Raw genomic sequence first — 18,633 nt, forward strand, 5'->3', positions numbered from 1 at the left:
GCCCGAGGGTGACCCAAATCTCCTCCACATCGACTGTCACACCCATAACCGACTTGTCCCACCCCTCCGTTCCGCGAGTATGACCGTTTCACGCGACGTCGAGTTGGAGGGCCACATCATCGACTCCGGGATGTTACAGGCCGCCTTCGGCATCGTCATGGACAACGGTGGGGAGTTCGACGTGGAGGAGTTCGACATCGGCCGCGAGAAGACGGCCACCTCCTACGCGCGGCTCCGCATCTCCGCCCCCGACGAGGAGACGCTGCAGGCCATCGTCCACGAACTCCACCACCACGGGGCGAACCCCGCGGACGACGCGGACGCCCGACTCGAACCCGCGCCCGCGGACCAGGTCGTCCCCGACGGCTTCTACTCCACGACGAACCACCCCACGCAGATCCGCTACGACGACGAGTGGATCCCCGTCGAGGAGATCGAGATGGACTGTGCCGTCATCGTGGAGGACGGCGACGACCCGCGCGCGTACACGAAGGTGCTCAACGCCATCGAGGCGGGCGATCAGGTCGTCGTCGGCGAGGCCGGCATCCGGGTGCGCCCCCCGGAGCGCCCCCGGGACACCGAGGGAGCCTTCGGCTTCATGCAGGGCGGGATCTCCTCGGAGCGACCCTCGGAGACGACAATCGAGCAGATCGCCGACGCCATCGACGAGACGAAGCGGGAGGACGGCAACGTGCTCGTCGTCGCCGGCCCCGCGCTCATCCACTCCGGCGCCCGCGAGGACCTCGCCCGGCTGGTGCGTGAGGGGTACGTCGACGGCCTCTCCATCGGGAACGGCTTCGCGGTCCACGACCTCGAACGCGACCTCTACGGGACCTCACTCGGCGTCAACACGGAGACGCTCGACCACGCGCGGAAGGGCCACAAACACCACATCTACACCATCTCCGAGATCATCCGCGCGGGCTCCATCCCCGAGGCCATCGAGTCGGGGCTCGTCGAGTCCGGCGTGATGTACGAGTGTGTCCAGAACGACGTCCCCTACGTCATCGCGGGCTCCATCCGCGACGATGGCCCGCTGCCAGACACGATCACGGACGCCGTGGAGGCGCAGAACGCCATCCGCGAGCAGGCGCGCGAGGCCGACATGGTGCTGATGCTCTCGACGCTGCTCCACTCCGTCGCCGTCGGCAACTGCCTCCCCTCGACGACGCGCGTCGTCTGTGTGGATATCAACCCCGCGACGGTGACACAGCTGCTCGATAGAGGCTCCGCGCAGGCGGTCGGGATGGTGACGGACATCGGGACGTTCGTCCCCATCCTCGCCGAGAAACTCTTAGATTAGACGCCCGGGACCGTCTTCCGGAAGGAGATCAGCGCCTTCCGGGCCTGCTGGACCTGCCGGGCGACCTCGGGGTCGACATCGCCGGCGATCTCGTGGAGGCCGTTCTGGATCTTGTCGAGCCGACCGTGGTCGGGTTTCTTCTCCCGTTCCGCGAGCTCGTCACACTCGTCCGCGAACCCCTCGAGTCGCTTCTTCGGTTCCCCGGTGCAGTCGGCGGCGGCTTCGCGGAGGAGCTCCGCAGTTCGCTGGAGTTCAGTGTATGCCATATCGTATCATTCGATACCGGGGGTGAAAACCCCCTCGGCTCGGCGCGCTACTCGGTGAGGGGAACGCAGACGACGGGGAGCGGCGTCGAGAGCAGCAGGTCCTGTGCCGTCGACCCGAAGAGCATCTTGCCGGTGGGGGAGCGCTTGCGGATGCCGATGACGAGCTCGTCCACGTCGTGTTCCGCCGCGAAGTCGAGGACGTCCTCCTGCGGGGCGTTCCCGCGGATGAGCTGGTGGGTGTCCGCGCCCTCGATCTGCTCGTCGAGGACGTCGAGCGCCTCCTGCCCGTCGATGACGTCCTGGTCGCTGGTCCGGTCACCGCCGTGGAGGCTGTTGACCCCGTAGACGGTGTCACCCTCCTGGACCCGCTCGTTCATGTACGCACACACCTTCTCGCTCGTCTCGGCGCTGTCGGTTCCGATGAGGAACGTTGTCATACGAGCGTAGCATCTCCCCCGAACATTAAAAGAGCTACCTCCGCTCGGTGACAGGTTCACGGATGGATGTGGCGACGGACACGAGGGGCGGGCCGACGCGGGCAACGGTTTTGTGGGCTCCCCTCGGCAGGGCAGTATGACCAACTTCCTCTTCTGCTCGATGGACGCCGCGCTCATCGGCGACATCGCGTGGCAGGTCTCGAGAGAGGGCCACGACGTGCAGTACTACATCCACGCGGCGGGCGACCGCGAGATCGCGGACGGGTTCGTCACCAAGACCGACGACTGGGAGGCCGAAATCGAGTGGGCCGACGTGGTCGTCTTCGACGACATCTGGGTGGGCAACGAGGTCGGCACCGGGAAGCTAGCCCAGGAGTTGCGCGAACGCGGGACGGCCGTCGTCGGAGGCACCCCGAACACCGACCGGCTGGAGGAGGACCGCGGCTACGCGATGGAGGTCCTCGCCGACCACGGCATCGAGACGCTCGAACACCAGGTGTTCACGGACTTCGACGCCGCCATCGACCACGTCGAGGCGAACCCCGCACCCTACGTCATCAAGCCGCTGGGCGAGGTGCAGAACGTCAAACGCCTGCTCTACGTCGGGCGCGAGGACGACGGGAGCGACGTGGTCGACGTGCTGCGCGCCTACAAGAAGGCGTGGGGCCACCGGATGAAGGGGTTCCAGCTCCAGCGCCGGGTGGAAGGCGTCGAAATCGCCGTCTGCGGCTTCTTCAACGGCAACGAGTTCATCGAACCGATCAACTTCAACTTCGAGCACAAGAAGCTCTTCCCGGGGAACATCGGTCCCTCGACGGGCGAGATGGGGACCTCGATGTTCTGGGCGGGCCGGAACGAGCTGTTCCGCGAGACCCTCGGCAAACTGGAGGGGTGGCTCGCCGAGGAGGGGTACGTGGGGAGCATCGATCTGAACTGCATCGTCAACGCCGACGGCATCCACCCGCTGGAGTTCACCCCCCGGTTCGGCTACCCGACCATCATCCTCCAAGAGGAGAGCTTCGAGACGCCAACCGGCGAGTTCTTCGAGGCGCTGGCGAACGGCGAGGACCCCGGGCTCGAGGTCCATCGCGGCTACCAGATCGGCGTCCGGGTGGTGCTCCCGCCGTTCCCGTTCGACGACGAGGCGACCTACGCCGAGAACTCCCGGAACGCGGCCATCGTCTTCGAGGGTGCGTACCCGGGTGTCGAGGGGGACCGCGTCACCACTTCCGGCACCGCTCCCGAGGGGGTCCACATCGAGGACGCGAAGCGCGTCGAGAACCAGTGGCGCGCGGCGGGGGAGTCCGGGATGCCCCTCGTCGTCACCGGAAAGGGGGAGACGATGCGGGAGGCGCGCGAGCAGGCCTACGCACGGATCGACGAAATCGTCATCCCCAATATGTACTACCGCGACGACATCGGGGAACGGTGGGTCGACGGGGAAGGCGACCGGCTGCTGGCCTGGGGGTATCTCGGGCCGTGAGTCTCACCGAGCCTGAACTCACTGACCACTGAGGGTTTTCGGTATCCCCCACAGATTGCCGATTTTCGAGGGACAGGGGCCGTGTTTTGCCGGTGCTCGGAGGAACACCTAAGTCGGTTCCATCCCTATATATCAGACAGCGAATGGTTGACGAGTCCCAGCTTGCGGAGAGCAAGTCCATCCACAAGCAGACGGGGAAGACGTTCTACTACGCGACCCGGGTGCTCCCCGAGCGGGTCCGGGATGCGACCTACGTGCTGTATGCGTTCTTCCGGGTGGCTGACGAGGTCGTCGACAACGACACCGGGTTGTCGACCGCGGAGCAGCGCGACCGCCTCGCGGCCATCGAAGCCGCCGCGCTGGGGCGTGAGCTGACGGACGACCCCGTGCTCTCGGCGTTCGCCGAGCTCCGCGACCGGTACGACATCCCCGCCGAGGAGGTGGAGACGTTCATCGAGGCGATGGCCGCCGACACGGAGAAATCGCGCTACGAGACGTACGAGGAGCTGGAGACGTACATGCGCGGCTCCGCGGCCGCCGTCGGGGTGATGATGACCCACGTCATGGACCCCGACGAGCCGGACCACGCGATGCCCCACGCCGTCACGCTCGGCGAGGCGTTCCAGCTCTCGAACTTCCTGCGGGACGTGGGCGAGGACATCGCCGAGCGCGACCGGATCTACCTCCCCGGCGAGACGCTCCGCGCCCACGGCGCCTCCTTCGCCGATATCGAGCGCCGCGAGGCGACCCCGGGCGTCCGGGGGGCCATCCAGTCGGAGCTCCGGCGCACCGAGAAGCTCTACCGCGAGGGTGTGGCCGGCATCAAGTACCTCCCCGAGGACTGCCAGTTCGCCGTCCTCCTCTCGGCCGTGCTCTACGCGGACCACCACCGGCTCATCAGGGACCTCGACTACGACACCGTGACGACGACGCCCTCCCTCTCGACCGCGCGAAAGGTCGCGCTCGTCGCGAAGACCCGCTGGCACTGGGCGTGGAACAAGGACCCCGAGGCCGTCTTCGCGAAGGTCGCGGCGGTGCCGAGTGCGGAGACGCACCACCACGGCCCGGAGCCGGGGGCGCCGTCGCCGGCCCGCTAGCTCCGAACTGCCCGCCGGCGCGCGAGCCACGGCGGCATCGGGATGTCGAACCGCTCCGTTCGCCAGAGTCCCACGCCGATGAGCGCCGCGAGCGCCACGGGGATCCAGTTGCCGAAGTAGGCGTTGATGGACCCCCAGAGGATGACGAACGAGACCAGGTCGTCCAGCATGAACCGACAGCGGTCGAGCCGGGCTCTGAGCCCCGCCCGCGAGAAGCCCCAGTCGAGAGCGAGTACGGCGACCGTCGCGGAGAGCACCCAGCCCTGATAGTTCGACCACGGAACGCCGTAGTACGCGCCCCCACCCTCGTAGGCCCAGAAGCCGAGGGCGACCGCACCGGGGTCGAGGACGAAGTCGATGACGAGCACGAGCGCGATGACCGAGAGTAGCCGAATCGGGGCCGACTCTGCCCGAGTTCCGAGGAGCAGTAGACAGAGGAGGTAGGCGTTCACCACGAGCGGGAAGAAGAAGATGGGGAGGCCTACCGGCACCGTATCGAGGAGCATCGGACCGAGGTCGACCCCGTACTCGAAGAAGCCGTAGGGCCAGCCCGTCTTCACGCCGAGATACTCGATGCCGTAGGCGTAGCCGGTCAGGAGACCGAGCGCGACGGCCGCACGCCTCCCGATCTCGGGGAGGACGCCCGCGATGAGCGGGAGCCGCATCACGAGGGTGCCGGAGACGATGAGCCACGGGTTGAAGCTCAACGGGCCGAGCAGGGCCTCCGCGCTCGCGGTGAGCAGGATCGCGCCGAGGACCGGAAAGACGACCGCGATGGTGAAGCGGTGCTCCTCGACGAACGCGTCGAGCTCGCGTTCGAAGTCGGCCCGCGACTCGGGGAGCGAGAACTCAGCCATACAGCATCACCCACAGCCCCGCGAGGGTCATCACCATCCCGACGAGGGTGTTGATGGCGGGATACCACCAGTAGGCTTCTTCGACGGGGACACCGGCGCGCACGATACCGAAGACGAGGACGGGGTAGGCCAAGAGCAGCGCGGTGAAAAACGGGTGGACGAGGAGGAACACCGCGGCTGCCGCCAGCCAGCAGGCCGCACAGTAGCCGTAGGTTTTCGACTCGCCGAGATACGTCGCCGTCGTCCGGATGCCCGCCGCTCTATCGGGTTCGATATCGGGAATCGCGGAGAAGGTGTGCATCCCCATCGTCCAGAGCCAGCCCGCGGCAATCGCGGCGAGCGGCGGGGCCTCACCCGCGAGCACGGTGTAGGCGATAACGGCCGGGAGGATGTAGAGGCCGTTCGAGAGCGAGTCGAACAAGGGCGTGGTCTTGAATCTGAGTGGGGGGGCCGAGTACTCCACTGAGAGGAAGACCCATGCGCCGAGCGCGAGCACGCCCGCCCGCGGAAGCACGGGCACGAACGCGAGCGCGAGCGCCCCCGTCGCAACCACGAGCGCGGGGACGAGTCGCCCGCCTACGTATCTGACTTCCTTCTCGTCTTTCTTCGGGTTCGCCTCGTCGACGTCCCGGTCGAACACGTCGTTCACGCCGTAGAGGAAGACGTTCGCAGGAAGGAGGAAGTAGCAGAACAGCGCGACGGCTACGGGTGAGAACAGCTCGCCGAGCGAGCCCGCGCCGTAGGTGGCTCCGACGATGACCGGTCCCGCCAGATAGAACCAGAACCGAGGTCTCGAAAGCCGGAGGAGATAGCCCGTCGCCGTCGACTCGGGGGGGAGTCGCACGAACTCAGACATCGTCGACGAGCGCGTTCGCCGTGTGCTCACCGGAGATGAGACACATCGGGACGCCGATACCCGGGGTGGTGAAGGAGCCGGTGAAGTAGAGGCCGGGGACCTCCGTCGAGCGGTGGCCGGGGCGCATGATGGCCGTCTGGCGCAGGGTGTGGGCCAGCCCGAGCGCCGTCCCCTGAATCGAGTTGTAGCGGTCCGCGAACTCGCTGACGGAGAAGTGTTCTTCGAGGACGATTCGGTCGCGGAGTTCGACGCCCGTGTGCGCCGCGATATCGTCGAGGAGCTTCTCGCGGTACTCCTGTCTGGTCTCCTCGTCGTCGTCCAGCCCGGGAGCGATGGGGACGAGCGCGAACAGGTTGCTGTGTCCCTCGGGGGCGACGGTGTCGTCGGTCTTCGAGGGAACGCAGAGGTAGTACGCCGGGTCGTCGGGCCACGCCGGGCGGTCGAAGATCTGCTCGAAGTGCGGGTCCCAGTCGTCCGGGAGGACGAGCGTGTGGTGCGCGAGCGGCTCCACGTCGCCCTCCACGCCGAGGTACATCAGGAACGCGGAGGGGGCGTACGTCTTCTTCTCCCAGTACTCCTGGGAATATTGGCGTTCGTGCTCGGGGAGCAACTCCTGTTCGGTGTGGGCGTAGTCCGCGTCGGAGACGACCTTGTCGAACCGCCGTCGCGAGCCGTCCTCGAACGCCAGCTCGAACCCCGCTTTTCTCGAAATGATCTCGCTGACGGGCATCCCCGTCTCGTAGGTGACGCCGAGTTCCTCGCCCAGCTCGACGAGGGCATCCACGACCGCGCCGATACCGCCCTCGGGGTAGTAGACGCCGAGGTTGAAATCGACGTGGCTCATCATGTTGTAGAGCGCGGGGGTGTTGGAGGGCGCCCCGCCGAGGAAGACGAGGGTGTACTGCATGATCTGCTGGAGCTTGTGGCTCTCGAAGTAGTCGGAGACGTAGTCGTCCATCGTCCCGAGCAGCTGGAGCCCGATGGGCGCGGCGCGCAGCACGTCCAGATCGACCCAGTCTCTGAGCCGGGGGCGGTCCTCGTAGACGAACTGCTCCATCGCCACCTCGTAGTGGGTTTCGGCGGTGTCGAGGTACTCGTAGAACGTCTCACCGGCCCCCTCCTCGTAGGACTCGAACGTCTCGGCGTTCGCCTCGAGGTCGGGGACCATGTCCACCCGCTCCACGTGTTCGGACGGGCGCTGCCCGTCCGAATCGTCCGCGGCGCTTCGCGCCGCGCTATCCTTGAAGAAGATGCGGTAGTGGGGGTCCAACCGGTCGAGGGTGTAGTACTCCTCGGGGGTCTTCCCGAAGTGGGCGAAGAAGCGCTCGAAGACATCGGGCATCAGATACCAGGAGGGGCCCATATCGAAGCGGAAGCCGTCGCGTTCGAGCCGGGAGGCGCGGCCTCCGAGCTGCTCGTTCTTCTCGAAGACGGTCACGTCCGCGCCGGCGTCCGCGAGGTAACAGGCGGTCGAGAGGCCACCGAAGCCGGCACCGATGACACCGACCGAGAGACCGGAGAGCGAAGCCATGCGCGAAAGAGGGGCGGAGGCATCTAAAACGCCGTGGTGTGGGATGTTACTGCACGTTCCCGCGGTGAACTGATACTGTTTTTACGTGTCGAGGAGATACTCACTCGTATGACGAACCCCGTGCGCCGGGAGTCGCTGCTCCCGGCGTCGAAGCCCGTCGCGGTCCTCCACGTCGAGGACGACCCGGACTTCGCCGACCTCGTCGCCACCTCCCTCGAACGCATCGACGCCCGGTTCGAGGTCACGACCGAGACGGATCCGCGGGCCGCCCTCGACCGCGTCCGTGCCGGAGAGCCGGTGTTCGACTGCGTCGTCAGCGACTACGACATGCCCGGCATGAACGGGCTCGACGTGCTCGAAGCGGTCCGAACGGACCGGTCGGAGCTCCCCTTCATCCTCTTCACCGGGAAGGGCTCGGAGGAGATCGCGAGCGAGGCCATCTCCGCGGGCGTCACCGATTACCTCCAGAAGGGTGGTGGGATGGAAAAGTACCAGGTGCTCGCGAACCGCATCCTGAACGCCGTCGAGGCGTACCGGGCGGAGCGGTACGCGGATCGCGGACTGCAGGCCATCGAGACCGCACGAGACGGCATCGCCATCCTCGATGAGGGGGGACACATCCAGTATCTCAACACCGCCTGGGCGGAGCTGCTGGGGTACGACCGCGAGGAGCTCCTCGGCGTCCACTGGGAGGCGCTCTACGAGACGGATGCGGTCGCTCAGGTGTACGACGAGTTGCTTCCCCGCGCCCGGGAGGGGGGTTGGCGCGGCCGGACGACGTTCCTGCGGAAGGACGACTCGCTCGTAGATGTCGACCACACGCTCACGTACACCGACGACGGCTCGCTCATCTGCACCATCTCGAGCGCCGGGGAGCCGACCGTGGTCGGATCGGCGACGATGTACGAGCGGGCCGTCGAGGAGGCCCCCGTCGGCATCGTCGTGGCGGACCCCTCGGCCGAGGACAACCCCATCGTCTACGCTAACGAGCGGTTCCGCGAGCTGACCGGATACGACGAGGAGGAGGTCCTCGGACGCAACTGTCGGTTCCTGCAAGGGCCGGAGACGAGCGAGGAACCGGTCCGACGGATGCGCACTGCAATCGAGGAGGCGGAGCCCGTCACCGTGGAGGTGCTCAACTACCGCAGGGACGGGACGGCGTTCTGGAACCGCGTTCGCATCGCCCCGTTGGTCGACGAGGACGGCGACGCGGAGCTGTTCGTCGGGTTCCAGGAGGACGTGACGGAGCGAAACGCCGACGAGCGACGGCTCCGCGAGACGACCGCGCGGCTCGAAGCCCTCTTCGAGCACTCGCCGGATATGATCGCGATACACGACGCCGACGGCGTCATCCGCGACGTGAACCGGCGGATGTGCGAGACACTCGGCTTCGACGAGTCGGAGCTCGTCGGGAAGACCGTCTGGGAGATCGATACGGCCACCGACGAGACGCGAGCACGTGCCTTCTGGCGTGAGCTCCCGACGAACTCCCCGCGACGGTTCGAGGGGCGTCTCCAGCGAAAGGACGGCACCACCATCCCCGTTGAGGTCCACCTCATCCGGCTCGACGTGGAGGGTGAAGACCTCTTCGTCGGTATGGACCGGGACATCTCCGACCAGAAGGCCCGCGAGGCGGAGCTGGTCCACCAGAACGAACAGCTCGACCGGTTCACCAGCGTCGTGAGCCACGACCTCCGGAACCCACTGCAGGTCGCCGAGGGCCGGCTCGAGCTCCTCCGCGAGGAGTGTGACAGCCCGCATCTCGATCCGATCGAACGCTCGCTCGGCCGGATGGACACGCTCATCGAGGACCTCCTGACGCTCGCACACGGGCGGGGCGATTCGATGGAGCTGGTGTCGGTCGACATCGCCTCGCTCGTCCGGGACTGCTGGGAGATGGTCCAGACCGAGGACGCGGCGCTCGTCGTGGAGGCCGAGTTGACCATCGAAGCCGACCGTCCCCGGCTCCGACAGCTGTTCGAGAACCTCATCCGGAACGCCATCGAACACGCAGGCACCGACGCGACGGTGACGGTCGGCAGCTTGCCCGACGGGTTCTACGTCGAGGACGACGGTCCCGGGATTCCAGAGAGCGAGCGAGAGGCTATCTTCGAGTTCGGCTACAGCACCCGTCCGTCCGGGACGGGGTTCGGGCTGAACATCGTCGAACAGGTCGCCGAGGCACACGGGTGGGAGCTCACGGTGACGGAGGGGAGCGACGGCGGCGCGCGGTTCGAGTTCACCGGGATTCGGACCTGACCGAGGTTCGGACCTGACCGAGGTTCGGACCTGACCGACCGCCGCAACGGAAACGACGATAGGCCCTCCATCCGTTCTCGGGATATGGACAGGACAGTCGTCGTCACCGGTGCGTCACGGGGGATCGGTCGGGCCATCGCGGAGTCGTTCGCGGAGGCGGGCGCACTCGTGGTCGCCTGCGCCCGTGACGCTGACGCGCTCGCGGACCTTCCCGAAGAAATCGTCACCCAGCGCGCGGACGTGCGCGACGAGTTCGACATGGAGCGGCTGATGGAGACGGCCGCGCGGGAAGGCGGGGCCATCGACGTGCTGGTCGCCAACGCCGGGGTCTACCACGGCGAGGCCGGCCACACCCCCATCACTGCGGAGAGCTACGCCGCGTGGGACGACCACGTGCGGACGAACGGCCGCGGGGTCTTCGCCGCCATCAAGGAGGCGGTCCCCCACCTCGCGGCCGACGCCAGAGTCCTCGTCTCCTCCGGCCGCATCGCACGCGAGGCGAGACCGGGGTTCGGGAGCTACGCCGTCTCGAAGGCGCTCGCGGAGGCGACGGCCCGCCAGTTTGCCGCGGACCTCGATATCCCGGTCGGCGTCGTCGACCCCGGAATGGTCACTACGGAGCTCACCGACGGGATGGAGGGGCGGGCCCCCGAGGAGGTGGCCGGACTGTTCCGCTGGGCGGCGACCGAGGCCCCGGCCGAGGAGCTCGACGGCGGCGTTCTCGACCTCGGGGCGTGGAAGCGGGCCACCCGCTGAATTAATAACTCTCGATTGAGGGTTGTGAATCGGGGTACTTATTACTGGCACTCCGTATCGGATTACCAGTGTCAATTTCGACGTTCCGACTGCCTCGCATCGGGGCGGTCTCGCTTGTCGGGCTCGCCTCGACGCTGTTGTTCGTCGTCCTCGGTGGCGTCGCCTACCTCACCGGTGAGACGAAGGTGCTCGGCATCTCGGTGGCCGCGTTCCTCGCGATGGCGCTGTTCGCCGTGCCGGGCGTCCGCGCCGCGGAGTCGGGCAACGCCGTCCGTCTCGTCTGGGGGTACGGCCTGAGCGCGGGCGCGATGGTCACCTCGGCCGCGGTGTTCCTCGTCCCGCAGGCCATCGGTATCGGCCAGAACACCGGCGTCGGCGGTCAGGTCGGCGGCTTCGGGGTCGCCGCCGGTATCCTCGCCGGCTACGCCGCCCACACGGTGGGCCATCGGCTCTCCCATCTCGACACGCCGTTCGACGACACGGCCGTGCAGATCGCGGCCCACGCGCTCTCCGCGGGGCTCATCATCGGGACCATCTACGCCGCGATGCCCGACCTCGGCCTCCTGCTCGGACTCGCCATCGTCTCGCACAAGGGGCCGGTCGGCTACGCTGCGGCCCGCCGGATGGCCCGCGCGGGCAAGGACGCCTCCGTCCTCCTGCTTCCCGCCGCGGGGGTCGGTCTCACGGCGATCCCCGTCGCCGTCCTGAACCCCACCTTCCCGGGGGCGATGCAGGCGGCCGTCTTCGGCTTCGCCGCCGGCGTCTTCCTCCACGTCGCGATGGACTTCCTCCCCGTCTGTGAGGCCGGCAGCGAGGTCGCGGAAGTCGCCGAGATCGAGGAGCACGACCACGCGCTGCTCGACCGCCTCCGGATGCACGCGGTGGCCTCCACCGCCATCGGTGGTATCGTCGTCTTCCTCGCGTGGCTCGTCATCGCGTGAGCGGTCATCGCCTGAGCGGTTTCCGGTATCGCAACTCCGTCACCTCCTCCTCGAGCCCATCCTCGATCTCCCCCACCTCCTCGTAGCCGTGGCGCTCGTAGAACCCCGTCGCGCGGTCGTTCTCGGCGAAGACGCCGAGCTCCATCGCCTCCGCACCGGCCTCCCTCGCTCGCGTCTCCACCGCCTCGATGAGTGCCGACCCGACTCCTCGATTCCAGTGGTCGGGGTGGACGTAGAGCCGGCCGAGCGCCCACTCCTCCTCCTCCCGTTCCACGCCGTCCGCGAACCCCACGACCTCCCCGTCGACCTCGGCGACGACGAACGCCGGCGCGTCGGCGAGGCGGTCCCGGAGGTCGTCGATGCCGTACCAGCGGTCGAGGAGCGCTGCCACCTGCTCCTCGCCGATGATGTCGGTGTACGCGGTGCGCCACGCCTCGCGCGCGACGGCCGCGATGGCGGGCGCGTCGTCGGGTCGGGCCTCGCGGAGCTGCATGCGCCGAGTGACGCCGGAGTGACACAAAAACCTCCCGTTCAAACAGGAATTTGAGGTTAGCGGTGGCTTATCTCCTCACCTCGCTATCAGGTGGTATGCACACCAGACGTGCCGTCATCGCGGGGTTCCTCGGGTCCGTCGCGCTCGCGGGCTGTCTCGGCGACGACCGCACCGCTCCTCGCGAGGACCCGGCGACCGACCAGCCGGACGACGACCTCCCCCCGGCCGGGGACGACGGCCCCGACGACAGCCAGCTCAGCGACCGCGAGTACCCGCCCGGGACGACCCACGAGGTCTCCATCGTCGCCACCGACGATACTCCCGAGATTCCGCTCGCCATCTCCATCGAACTCGCTGACCCTTACGCCTCGTCCGGCTCCCCACCCGCGTTGCTCGTGCGGGTCACGAACCTCTCTGATGGGACGCTCGGTGTGGGCGAGGAACGCGGCGCGCTGTTCCGGTACGTCGGCGCTGACGGGACCATCCTCCTCCCGCACGGCGAGTACGCGGTCGACCGCGAGCCGGACCGCACGACCCCGGAGTACCCCACCAACGACTGCGGCGGGCTCACGGAGGGGATCGCCATCGCCGAGTACTACGGCACCCACACGCTCCCCGCGGGGAGCTTCGTGGCCGGTGCCGTGGGGCTGTACGCCACCGACGACGGCTGTCTCGCGTCGGGCGAGTACCGCTTCGAGACGACGTACCAGACCTTCCCCGAGGGCGATATCGGGGCCGAGACATCGGGGCAGGCGACGTGGGGGTTCACCCTCCGCGTCGAAGAGGTGGACAGCGAGTAGCACAAACGCCCGTTTGACGTTCCTGAAGGCCTATCCCAGCTCCCCGATTCCCTTCATCCATGCCCTCCCGACCCTCCCGACGAACCCTCCTGCGCGCGCTCGGCGCTGGCACGAGCACGGCGCTGGCTGGCTGTTTGACCGGCTATCGACCCGATACCGGGCAGAACGAACTCCCGCCCGGTCCCGAGAATCCACCCATGAACGCCTCCCATCACGTCGCCATCGAATCGCGCGACGCGCTCCCGGACTTCCCCGTCGTCCCCGAAATCGAGGTCGTGGAGCCGTACGCGATGCCCGAGCACCCGCCCGTCCTCCGGGCGACCGTTCGCAATCCTACGGACGAGCCAGTCACCATCGGCGAGTATCGCGCGGTCGTCTTCATGTACGCCCACGCGAAGGACCGCGCGATCCTGCTCCCGCACTCCGAGCGCGTCGTGAACGGGACGCCGACGCCCACCGGGCGGGAGTATCCCGTGGTCGGCGACGGCTGCTGGCGGCTCACCGACCACGTCCCGGTGACCGCCGAGTACGGCACCGTCGAGGTGCCCGCGGGAGGGCGCGTGAGCGCGCTCGTCGGGCTCTACGGGGCTCCCGAGCAGTCCGCCTGTCTCCCCACGGGTAACACGCGGTTCACCGCGAGCTACTCCATCGCCCCGCTCACCGACGGGAAACGGCAATCCGGCCGCTGGGGCTTCGCCCTCCGCGTCCGCCGTCTCGATTAGAGGCCGGTCGGGTGTTCGATGTACGTCGTCTCGATGCCCCAGTCCTCGACCAGCTCCTGGAGCGACTGCACCCCGAACGTCTCCGTCGCGTAGTGGCCCGCGAGGAAGACGTGCATTTCAGCCTCCTTCGCCTCGTGGTAGGCGGGCTGTTTTCCTTCCCCGGTGACGAGCGCGTCCACACCGAGCTCGCGGGCCTCGTCTAGATAATCGGTCCCGCTCCCGGTGAGGATGGCTACGTCCGTCACCTCGTCCGGGCCGAAATCGAGATGCTGGACGGGCTGGCCACCGGTCGGCAGCTCGGCGAGCCGGTCGCGGATGCCCTCCGGGTTCCGGGGGGTCCCAGCGCGGGCACGCTGGCCCGTGTGACCGGGGCCGTGCCGGCCGAACGGCTCGACGACTTCGAGGTCGAGATAGTCGGCCACGCCCGCCGCGTTCCCGTACTCGGCGTGCGCGTCGAGCGGGAGGTGGACCGCGTAGAGCGAGAGGTCGTTGTCGAGGAGCGTCTTCACACGCTCGTACTCCTTCCCGGTGACCGTGTCGATGCCGCCCCAGGAGATGCCGTGGTGGACGACGAGCACGTCGGCGTTCTCCTCAGAAGCCGCCTCGAACGTCTCGACCACGCCGTCGACGGCGAAGGCGGCTTTCTCGACGGTGCCCTGCTCGGGGCCGACCTGCAGGCCGTTCTCGGCGTAGTCACTGCCCGCCCACTCCGCAACGTCGAGCGTCTCGTTCAACCGGTTCGCGAACGTCGTGAGGTCCATACACCGGCTTCTCGCGGGGGCAAAAAAGCGGTGGCGACTCAGCGGTCGCCGGTCGCACGGTGTGAGGCGTGGTGCGAGAAGACGAACTCCCGGCAGAGCTTCGCGCCGAGCGTCGCGGCCTGCCCGTCGTCCCGGTCGTTCACCTCGACGACATCGAAGCCGACGCACTGCGGCGCCACGGCCCGAACCACGTCCCGCATCTCGCGGGGGGTGAGGCCGTAGGGCTCCAGCGTGCCCGTGCCGGGCGCGAAGCCGGGGTCCGCGGCGTCGATGTCCACCGAGAGGTAGGTGCGAGCGTCGAAGTCGGGCTCCCAGTCGGCCACGTCTTCGGGGGGGACGACGGTCACGTCCGCCTCCGTGGCGCGCTCCCACTCCGCCTCGGAGCCGGTGCGGGCCCCGAGGATGACGGCGTTCTCGACATCGCCTTCGAGGATGCGTCGGGTGACGGTGGCGTGCGAGAGGGGGTTGCCACCGTACGCCTCGCGCAGGTCGAGGTGGGCGTCGAGGGTGACGTACACCTCGGGGTCGGTCGCGCGGACGTTCGCGGCGGTGACGGTGTGTTCCCCACCGAGGAGGATCGGAATGGCACCGTCGTCGGCGAAATCCGCGCACTCGCCTTCGAGGAACTGGAGGTACTCCGCGGCGTCGTCCCAGGCGTGGAGATCGCCGGCGTCGTGGACGGCGAGCTTCGAGAAGTGGTGGCCCGTCCGGTGGTCGTAGTCGTCGAAGGTCCGGGCGAACCGGCGCAGCCGCTCCGGGCCGAAGCGGGTGCCTGGCTGAAACGTGGTGGAAACGTCGAGTGGCGCGCCGTAAATGACGTAGTCGGCCTCGTCGAGAGGGGCGCGCGCACCCGGGAACATGGGCCTTAAACGACCTTCCGCTGGCTCTCGTACTCGAGGTACTCGATCTCGTCGTCCGAGGAGGGGTCGATGTCGTCGGGAATGCGCATCGTGAACGTCTCGTACGTCTCGAGGTCCATCACCTGCATGTCGTCGCCCGTGACGGAGACGACCTGGCCCTGCTTGCGCGTGATGATGGGAACCCAGCACTTCGCGTCGACCGGGTTCGTGAAGTTGCGCTTCTGGCCGTCGAAGACGCCCTTGCCCTCGATACGGGCCTTGGCGCTGCCGTGTTTGCCGGGCTTCGACGTGCTGTATGCGTTGATGAGACAGGGGGTGTCCTCGATCATCACGTAGCCACCCTCCTGCAGGTCGCGAACTTCCTTCTGCTCTTTCGCCATGGACGAGCGTTCTTCCCACGTGGGTATAAACGGTTTGATAGCGCGGCAGGCGGGGCGCGCCCACCCTGCGAACGGGACTCAGGCGTGGCGTTCGAGGAAGGCGTCGAGCCGACCCAGCCCCTCCTCCAGCTCCTCCGTGGGGAGCCCGAACCCGAGCCGGAAGTAGTCCGGCTGGCCGAACGCGTTCCCGGGCGCGAGGACGACGCTCTCCTCCTCGACGACGCGCTCGCAAAAGGAGATGCCCGAGTGGAACCCGTCGGGGACGGTGATGAAGCCGTTGACGCCCGTCGGCTCGTACCAGTCGAGGCCGTGTCGCTCGACGAACGCTCGCGTCTTCTCCCGGTGGTCGTCGGCGAGCGCGCGGTTCTCGGCCAGAATCTCCTCCCTTTGGGCGAGCGCCTGTGTCGCGATATGCTGGCCGTGTTTCGTCGGGGAGATGGTGGTGTAGTCCTTCCAGTTCCACGCGGCCTCCACGACCTCACGGGGGCCGGCGAGCCAGCCGAACCGGCAGCCTGCGAGGCCGAACGACTTCGTCACCGACGAGGTGGAGATGCCGTACTCGCCGAGACTGGAGACGGGGGGAAGCGGGTCCTCGGCGAGGAGGCGGTACACCTCGTCACACAGCAGATACGACCCGTTGTCGGCCGCGAGGTCGTAGACGGCACGCACCGTCTCCTCGCTCAGATACCGCCCGGTGGGGTTGTTGGGGTTGTTCAGCACGACGAGCGCGGTGTCGTCGCGGATGGCGTCGGCCACGGCGTCGACGTCGAGGTCCCACTCCGGCGGTTCCAACTCGACTTTCGTCACCTCCCCGAACGCCTCGGGGACGGCGTAGAGCGATTGGTAGGTGGGCGTGACGACGACGGCGTGGTCGCCCATCGTCGCGGCGAACGCCAGGAAGTTCGCCTCCTGACAGCCGACGGTACACAGCACCTCGTCGGCGTCGCGGCCGTGGTCGTCGCCGATCGTCTCTCTGAGTTCGGGGTCCCCGTTCGTCGGGATGACGTAGCCCATCTCGCCGGGATCGGAATCGAAACGGCTCGAATCGAGCGAGCGAATCCCCGACTCCGCGAGCATGATGTCGGCGTCGTGTTCGAACCGGGCGAAGAAGCGCTCCAGCTCGAAGGGGTCGATGTCCATGCGAGGGGGTATACCCCCGCCGGGAAAAGTCAGTCGTTGCGCCGCTGTCTGAGGTTCTGTCTGGTGAACTGCGGGGTCGCCCGGATCCCCTTCCGGGAGCGGAACGACCGCCACAGCAGGAAGCCGACGACGGCCGCGCCACCGAGCGCGACGAGCGCGCCCTCCGGGCGGTTGAAGGCGTACATCACCGACGCGGAGAGCGTGGTGGTCGCGAACAACAGGCCCAGAATCAGGCGTTTGGCGAGGCGGTTGACGAGCAGCTCCTCGTCGGCGAGTTCCACCTGTACGGTGAAGTCCTCGCGGTTGACCCGGTCGAGCGCGGACTCCAGTTTCGGCGGGACGCGCACTACGGACTTCCCGAAGTTCTGGAACTCCGTCGCGCGGTCCTCGACGAACTCCCGGGCACCGCGTTCGAGATACCCCTGCTCGCGGAGGTAGCTGGTGGCGACCTCGATGAAGTCGAAGTCGGGGTCGAGGGTGACACAGACCCCCTCCACGACGGTCGCGACCCGAAGGACGAGCGCGAGGTTCGGGGGGAGCCGAAGGGGAAACTCGTAGATGGTGTCCTCCACCTGCGAGACGATCTGCTGGACCCGGTACTGCTCGATGTTCTCCCCGCGGGCGTCCGCGATGGCGAGCTCCATCACGTTCGCCATCACCTGCCGGTCGGCGCTCGGCGAGAGCGTCCCCATCTCGATGAGGGTGTCGAGGATGGCCTCGATGTCCTGCTGGGCGATGGCCATGTAGAACTCGACGATCTTCCCCTGGATGAACGGGTCGACGCGGCCGGACATCCCGAAGTCGTAGAAGACGATGGTGCCGTCGTCCTGCACCGCGAGGTTCCCGGGGTGCGGGTCGGCGTGGAAGACGCCGTCCTCGACGATCATCTGGAGGTAGACCCGCTGGAGCGTCTCCGCCAGCGAGGTCCGGTCGACGCCGAGGCTGTCCAGGTCGTCGATCTCCGAGATCTTCGTGCCGGGGACGTACTCCATCGTCAACACCCGGCGTGTCGAGTGGGACTCGATGACGGAGGGGATCCGCACCGTCTCGGTCTCGAGGAAGTTCGCCCGGATCTCCTCTAACATCCGGCGTTCGCGGTTGTAGTCCATCTCCTCGCGGATGGTCTTCTCGAACTCGTCGGCGAGCGTCTCGAGCGAGAACGAGCGCGTCTGGTCGACGAACCGCATCAGGATGGGCAGCGAGAACCGGATGACCCGGAGGTCGGCCTCCACCAGCTCCTCGATGCCGGGGCGGCGCACCTTCACGGCCACGTCCTGTCCGTTCACGCGGGCGGTGTACACCTGCCCGAGCGAGGCCCCCGAGATGGCCTCGGTGTCGAAGTCGGTGTACACCTCGTCGATGGGGCCGAGGTCCTCCTCGATGACCTGTTTCGCGCCCGCCCAGGGGGCGGCGGGCACGTCGTCCTGCAGGCTCTCGAACTCCTCGACGTACTCCGGCGGGAGGACGTCCGGGCGCGTCGAGAGCAGCTGCCCGAGTTTGATGAACGTCGGGCCGAGCGTGAGCATCGACGAGAGGAGCGACCGGGCGCGGCGGCGGCGACGCTCGCTGGAGACGCGCCGGGGGCCGCCGAAGAGGAGGTACTTCTTGCGGTCGCGGGCGTAGGCGACGAGCAGGGGGAGGAACTGGTAGGCGACGACGAAGAACCGTCGATACGCGCGGGCGACGGCCAC

General features: G+C 67.7%; 19 protein-coding genes. 8 read left to right on the forward strand and 11 right to left on the reverse strand.

Annotated elements, in window-relative coordinates:
• Positions 1-79 precede the first annotated feature (79 nt).
• Positions 80-1,303, forward strand: coding sequence for a TIGR00300 family protein (locus ACQUQR_RS04245; protein ID WP_435194997.1), 1,224 nt, complete (start codon positions 80-82; stop codon positions 1,301-1,303).
• Here ACQUQR_RS04245 and ACQUQR_RS04250 read toward each other — a convergent pair.
• Together ACQUQR_RS04250 and ACQUQR_RS04255 are read right to left on the reverse strand one after the other, a co-directional pair.
• Complete coding sequence (locus tag ACQUQR_RS04250; RefSeq protein WP_435194999.1) at positions 1,300-1,569, reverse strand: DUF7553 family protein; 270 nt, start codon at positions 1,567-1,569, stop codon at positions 1,300-1,302. The two genes, ACQUQR_RS04245 and ACQUQR_RS04250, sit on opposite strands and share 4 nt — an antisense overlap.
• A gap of 47 nt (positions 1,570-1,616) precedes the next feature.
• Positions 1,617-2,006, reverse strand: coding sequence for a universal stress protein (locus tag ACQUQR_RS04255; protein ID WP_435195000.1), 390 nt, complete (start codon positions 2,004-2,006; stop codon positions 1,617-1,619).
• Positions 2,007-2,142: 136 nt separating this feature from the next.
• Between ACQUQR_RS04255 and ACQUQR_RS04260 the strand changes: the two genes are divergently transcribed.
• Together ACQUQR_RS04260 and ACQUQR_RS04265 are read left to right on the forward strand one after the other, a co-directional pair.
• Entirely contained in the window at positions 2,143-3,489 is a 1,347-nt protein-coding gene (locus tag ACQUQR_RS04260) for a phosphoribosylglycinamide synthetase C domain-containing protein (protein ID WP_435195001.1), read from the forward strand.
• A 143-nt stretch (positions 3,490-3,632) separates the two neighbouring features.
• Positions 3,633-4,586: a phytoene/squalene synthase family protein gene (locus ACQUQR_RS04265; protein ID WP_435195003.1), complete on the forward strand. Its 954-nt coding sequence runs from the start codon at positions 3,633-3,635 to the stop codon at positions 4,584-4,586.
• Here ACQUQR_RS04265 and cruF read toward each other — a convergent pair.
• The 3 genes from cruF to ACQUQR_RS04280 are packed head-to-tail and all read right to left on the reverse strand — an operon-like array spanning position 4,583 to position 7,830.
• Positions 4,583-5,443, reverse strand: coding sequence for a bisanhydrobacterioruberin hydratase (gene cruF / locus ACQUQR_RS04270; protein ID WP_435195005.1), 861 nt, complete (start codon positions 5,441-5,443; stop codon positions 4,583-4,585). The genes ACQUQR_RS04265 and cruF overlap by 4 nt on opposite strands.
• Positions 5,436-6,299, reverse strand: coding sequence for a prenyltransferase (locus ACQUQR_RS04275; RefSeq protein WP_435195007.1), 864 nt, complete (start codon positions 6,297-6,299; stop codon positions 5,436-5,438). The genes cruF and ACQUQR_RS04275 overlap by 8 nt, the downstream gene beginning before the upstream one ends.
• Positions 6,292-7,830 carry a phytoene desaturase family protein gene (locus tag ACQUQR_RS04280; protein ID WP_435195009.1) on the reverse strand — a complete coding sequence of 513 codons (1,539 nt, stop codon included), beginning with the start codon at positions 7,828-7,830 and terminating at the stop codon, positions 6,292-6,294. The genes ACQUQR_RS04275 and ACQUQR_RS04280 overlap by 8 nt, the downstream gene beginning before the upstream one ends.
• Before the next feature lie 108 nt (positions 7,831-7,938).
• Here ACQUQR_RS04280 and ACQUQR_RS04285 point away from each other — a divergent pair, with 108 nt between their 5' ends.
• From ACQUQR_RS04285 to ACQUQR_RS04295, 3 genes are all read left to right on the forward strand, one after another.
• A complete protein-coding gene (locus ACQUQR_RS04285) occupies positions 7,939-10,089 on the forward strand; it encodes a PAS domain S-box protein (RefSeq protein ID WP_435195011.1) in 2,151 nt (716 codons plus the stop codon).
• 84 nt (positions 10,090-10,173) lie between these two features.
• Positions 10,174-10,845, forward strand: a complete 672-nt coding sequence (locus tag ACQUQR_RS04290; protein ID WP_435195013.1) for an SDR family oxidoreductase — start codon at positions 10,174-10,176, stop codon at positions 10,843-10,845.
• A gap of 68 nt (positions 10,846-10,913) precedes the next feature.
• Positions 10,914-11,786: a ZIP family metal transporter gene (locus ACQUQR_RS04295; protein ID WP_435195014.1), complete on the forward strand. Its 873-nt coding sequence runs from the start codon at positions 10,914-10,916 to the stop codon at positions 11,784-11,786.
• Between the two features lie 4 nt (positions 11,787-11,790).
• Here ACQUQR_RS04295 and ACQUQR_RS04300 read toward each other — a convergent pair whose 3' ends face one another.
• On the reverse strand, positions 11,791-12,279 hold the full coding sequence (locus ACQUQR_RS04300) for a GNAT family N-acetyltransferase (RefSeq protein WP_435195015.1): 489 nt from the start codon (positions 12,277-12,279) through the stop codon (positions 11,791-11,793).
• A gap of 95 nt (positions 12,280-12,374) precedes the next feature.
• Here ACQUQR_RS04300 and ACQUQR_RS04305 point away from each other — a divergent pair, with 95 nt between their 5' ends.
• Both ACQUQR_RS04305 and ACQUQR_RS04310 read left to right on the forward strand, forming a co-directional pair.
• On the forward strand, positions 12,375-13,079 hold the full coding sequence (locus ACQUQR_RS04305; protein WP_435195017.1) for a hypothetical protein: 705 nt from the start codon (positions 12,375-12,377) through the stop codon (positions 13,077-13,079).
• 59 nt (positions 13,080-13,138) lie between these two features.
• Complete coding sequence (locus tag ACQUQR_RS04310) at positions 13,139-13,801, forward strand: hypothetical protein (protein WP_435195019.1); 663 nt, start codon at positions 13,139-13,141, stop codon at positions 13,799-13,801.
• Here ACQUQR_RS04310 and ACQUQR_RS04315 read toward each other — a convergent pair.
• The 5 genes from ACQUQR_RS04315 to ACQUQR_RS04335 form a co-directional block, all read right to left on the reverse strand.
• Entirely contained in the window at positions 13,798-14,562 is a 765-nt protein-coding gene (locus tag ACQUQR_RS04315) for a Nif3-like dinuclear metal center hexameric protein (RefSeq protein WP_435195021.1), read from the reverse strand. The two genes, ACQUQR_RS04310 and ACQUQR_RS04315, sit on opposite strands and share 4 nt — an antisense overlap.
• Positions 14,563-14,600: 38 nt before the next feature.
• Entirely contained in the window at positions 14,601-15,422 is an 822-nt protein-coding gene (speB, locus tag ACQUQR_RS04320; protein WP_435195023.1) for an agmatinase, read from the reverse strand.
• Between the two features lie 5 nt (positions 15,423-15,427).
• Positions 15,428-15,802, reverse strand: coding sequence for a translation initiation factor IF-5A (locus ACQUQR_RS04325; protein ID WP_435195024.1), 375 nt, complete (start codon positions 15,800-15,802; stop codon positions 15,428-15,430).
• 78 nt (positions 15,803-15,880) lie between these two features.
• Positions 15,881-16,942 (reverse strand): aminotransferase class I/II-fold pyridoxal phosphate-dependent enzyme, encoded by a 1,062-nt coding sequence (locus tag ACQUQR_RS04330; protein ID WP_435195026.1) that lies wholly within the window; start codon positions 16,940-16,942, stop codon positions 15,881-15,883.
• 29 nt (positions 16,943-16,971) lie between these two features.
• Positions 16,972-18,633, reverse strand: coding sequence for an ABC1 kinase family protein (locus tag ACQUQR_RS04335; RefSeq protein ID WP_435195028.1), 1,662 nt, complete (start codon positions 18,631-18,633; stop codon positions 16,972-16,974).

This window comes from Natronomonas sp. EA1, assembly GCF_051195035.1.
In the GTDB taxonomy this organism is placed as follows: domain Archaea; phylum Halobacteriota; class Halobacteria; order Halobacteriales; family Haloarculaceae; genus JBNTJV01.